Raw genomic sequence first — 1,737 nt, 5'->3', positions numbered from 1 at the left:
CCATGATATTTCACCCTCATTACTAAAATGGTATATACCAGGTACATCATTGCCATCATTTATTTCAGAAATTAATGTAAGAATAGCATTGGCTAGATCTCTCGCCCAGGTAGGGCTGCCAAATTGGTCAGAGGCAACATTAATTTCATCTCGTTCTTGGCCAAGCCGTATCATGGTTTTTACAAAATTGTTCCCAAATTCTGAGTATACCCATGATGTTCTTAAGATGTATACATTCTTAAGACTAGTTAAAATAGCCTTTTCACCTTCTAACTTAGTTTTACCATAAACCGATTTTGGGTTAGGTTTATCTTCTTCAGTTATAGGTCTATCAAAGACTCCATCAAATACATAATCAGTAGAGATATGTATTAGTCTACACCCAGATTCATTGCAATATTTTGCAATTTCAGCAGGTGCGTGTTCATTGATTTTGGCAGCTAATAGGGGCTCATCTTCCGCTTTGTCAACGGCTGTATATGCCGCACAATTGATAATAAAGTCTGGGTTTATGCCAGACAAAAAAGGGCAGATGGATTCTGTTTTTGAAAGATCTAGTTCATTAAAATCAATGAAAACAAATTCATAATTATAATCCGTAGATAAATACTTTATTTCACTTCCAAGTTGCCCTTTGCTTCCAGTTACCAATATTTTCATTGAAACTGTGTTTTAAATTTAGAAAATGGTTGATAACCTTGATCCTTTTCAGAAAGTATTAATTCATTATCCGCCAACCCCCAATCAATATTGAAAGCAGAGTCATTGTACATCAAACCACCTTCTGATTCTTTGTTGTAAAATGCATCACATTTGTAAAGTATTTCAGCAGTATCTGATAAGACAGAAAAACCATGAGCAAATCCCTTCGGTACAATTATTTGCCTTTTGTTTTCATCCGATAACTCAATTGAAAATGATTTCCCATATGTAGGGCTAGATTTACGAATATCTACAACGGCATCAATTATTCTTCCTTGCAATGCTCTTACAAGTTTGGTTTGGGCATGAGGAGGATTTTGAAAATGCAAACCTCTTAAAACCCCATACGAAGATTTTGATTGGTTATCCTGCACAAAATTGAAGTCTATTCCGTATTCCAGGAGTTTTTTTTGATTATAACTCTCCATAAAGTAACCTCTATGGTCTTCAAATACAGTCGGTTCTACAACAAACAATCCCTGAAATTCTGTTGGAGTTACTTTCATTTATTTAAGTCCTTTGGATACCGCCAATAAATACTGGCCATAATTATTTTTTGACAGTGGCTTAGCAAGTTCTACCAACTGCTTCTTACTTATATATCCCATATTAAAGGCAATTTCTTCCAAACAGGCAATTTTCAATCCTTGTCGCTCTTCAATAGATTCTACAAAATTAGAAGCTTGAAGCAGTGAGTGATGTGTTCCTGTATCTAGCCAGGCCATTCCTCTTCCCAGTAGTTCTACATTTAAAGTTCCTTCTTCACGATACATATTGTTCAGGTCTGTGATCTCAAGTTCACCTCTGGTCGATGGTTTTACTTGCTTTGCTTTCTCAACAACCGTGTTGTCATAGAAATAAAGACCTGTTACCGCATAGTGGGACTTTGGTTTCTTTGGTTTCTCTTCAATCGAGACCACTTTGTTGTTATCATCAAACTCTACTACACCATAGCGCTCTGGATCACTTACATAATATCCGAAAACGGTAGCCCCTTTATCTAAAGTCGCAGATTTTTGCAACGTTTTAGAAAAA

General features: G+C 35.9%; 3 protein-coding genes. All 3 read right to left on the bottom strand.

Annotation, left to right across the window (positions count from 1 at the left end; translation table 11 throughout):
- On the bottom strand, positions 1–660 hold a 660-nt coding region (gene rfbD / locus RLO81_RS10000), incomplete at its 3' end, for a dTDP-4-dehydrorhamnose reductase (RefSeq protein ID WP_350110858.1).
- Positions 657–1,208 (bottom strand): dTDP-4-dehydrorhamnose 3,5-epimerase, encoded by a 552-nt coding sequence (gene rfbC, locus RLO81_RS09995; protein ID WP_350110855.1) that lies wholly within the window; start codon positions 1,206–1,208, stop codon positions 657–659. The genes rfbC and rfbD, both read right to left, overlap by 4 nt.
- A partial coding sequence (locus RLO81_RS09990; protein WP_350110852.1) for a sugar nucleotidyltransferase occupies positions 1,209–1,737 on the bottom strand: 529 nt, incomplete at its 5' end.

The organism is Fulvivirga sp. (genome assembly GCF_040220315.1).
Lineage (GTDB): Bacteria > Bacteroidota > Bacteroidia > Cytophagales > Cyclobacteriaceae > Fulvivirga.
The sequence above is the reverse complement of the archived record's forward strand: the minus strand, read 5'-3'. Positions and strand labels throughout refer to the sequence as shown.

Coding starts and splice junctions, on each gene's coding strand:
- rfbC (WP_350110855.1), bottom strand. CDS start 1,208: ATGAAAGTAACTCCAACAGAATTTCAGGGATTGTTTGTTGTAGAACCG.